This window comes from Streptomyces sp. NPDC001514 (assembly GCF_053597075.1).
On the sequence record NZ_JBSFHO010000085.1, the window covers coordinates 1 to 1,833 of the forward strand.

Annotated in this window: 1 protein-coding gene; it reads right to left on the minus strand. The window is 68.1% G+C overall.

The features are described 5' to 3' along the window. Positions 1-23: 23 nt before the first annotated feature. Positions 24-1,250 carry an IS110 family transposase gene (locus ACWCXB_RS36530; protein ID WP_450728804.1) on the minus strand — a complete coding sequence of 409 codons (1,227 nt, stop codon included), beginning with the start codon at positions 1,248-1,250 and terminating at the stop codon, positions 24-26. Positions 1,251-1,833: the final 583 nt, after the last annotated feature.

Here is a 1,833-nt window from a genome sequence, read left to right on the forward strand (position 1 = left end):
AGACACCTCACGATGCCAACGCGTCAAGCCGCAGCGGCGAGTTCGGTGGGAAAGGCGGTGTGTTCGTCGAACGGCTTGCAGTGCTGGAGGCAGTGGTAGAGCTGGCCGATCATGCGGTTGAAGAGGTTGCGCTGGGCGGCGGCGTGCCAGTCGCCGTGCTCGCGTCGTCGCCGGTAGTGGGCGTTGGCTCCGGCAGATGCTCGGAGTGAGGCGAAGGCCCAGAGGTATCCGGCGTGGTTGAGTCGGTCGTTCTTCACCCACCGCCGTGTGATGGCCGACTTCTTGCCGGAGGCCCTGGTGACCGGGGAGGAGCCGGCGTATGCCTTCAGGCCGCGAGCGTCGGCGAAGCGGGTGCGGTCGTCCCCGATTTCAGCCAGGATCCGGGCGGCGAGCTGGATGCCGAGCCCGGGGAAGCTCAGCAGGATCTCGGCGTCCGGGTGCTGAGGGAACGCCTCTTCCACCGCCTCGGCGAGCTGGTCGGCTGCGGTGCAGGCGGCTTCCAGCTGGATGAGGAGGGCGAGCATCTGTTTGCCGAGCGCGTCCTCGACCAGCGGCGGCTGGTGGGCCCACTCGGCGCGGAAGACGTCGCGGACGCGGTCGGCCTCCGCCTCGATGCCGCGCTTGCGGCCAGCTCGCTTCAGGGCGGCCTGGAGCTGGGTGCGGGTCAGCCGCGCGGCCCGAGAGGGGGTCGGTGCGGCCTTCAGCAGTTCACGTGCTTCCGGGCGGCACAGGCCGTTGGACCAGGTGGCGAAGGCTGCCAGGGCGGCTGGGTAGTACTCGCGCAGAAGGGAGCGGAGCTGGTTGGCGATCTGCTGCCGGTTCCACAGAGCATCCTGCTGGGCGCGGGCCAGGACAGCGATCGAGCGTGCAAGGTCGGAGTCGCCGGGCAGGGGCCGGTGGGCGTGCATGTCGGTGCGCAGGATGTTTGCCAGGACCAGGGCGTCGCCGGGGTCGGACTTCTTCCGGGAGACCGAGTGGCGGTCGCGGTAGCGGGCGGCGGCCATCGGGTTGATCGCGTACACCTTCCGCTTCCCAGTCCGCAGCACCGCGACCAGCAGACCCCGGGAGGTCTCGATCGCCACGGGAATGGGGTTCTCCTCGGTGTCGCCGTGCTCGGCGAGCAGCTCCAGCAGGAGCCTGTAGCCGGCCGCGTCGTCGGTGATGTGCCGCTTGGCGACCAGTGTGCCGGCGTCGTCGACCAGGGCGACGTCGTGAGTGCGTTCCGCCCAGTCGATTCCACAGTAGATCAAGATGTCCCTCCCTGAAGTGCAGGTGTTTACGCTGGTCACGAGCGCATGCGGGCCACGCGAGCGACCTAATCCCAGGCATCAACCGCCCTGCGGATGTGCCTCCACCTCACTAGCCGTTCGTGGCACCAGCGCACCCCACGGGCCTCGGTCTCCGCAGGAGCTCAAGCGGCTCGGGCGTAACAAGAGATCACCGTGCGGCGGGCTCGCACCACAAACATCAACGAGCGATCAGGTGGCGAGTGTTGACGGTCGAAGGCGCCGAGCGGTCGCCCATCTTCGAAGAGACCTCGAAGGTCTAGTGCCAACAAGACATCCGCTCGACGCCCACGACCGTCAACTTCTTCATCGTGGTGGCGGCCGTGAAGGCACCGGACGCCGCCGCTCTGCGAAGGGGCCTCCCGGCCGGGTGGATCCAAGGCATCCGTCGGCGCCCACGAGACCGCCACCACCACAAGCACCAGGACCGCGCACACTGTCTAAAGCGAGGCGTTGCCCGCCCGGCAGCCACTAGATGTCACGATCCGGCACTCGAACATCCCGAGGAACAACCGCTCTCTCGGAACGCCCTTAGCAAGGGATTAGG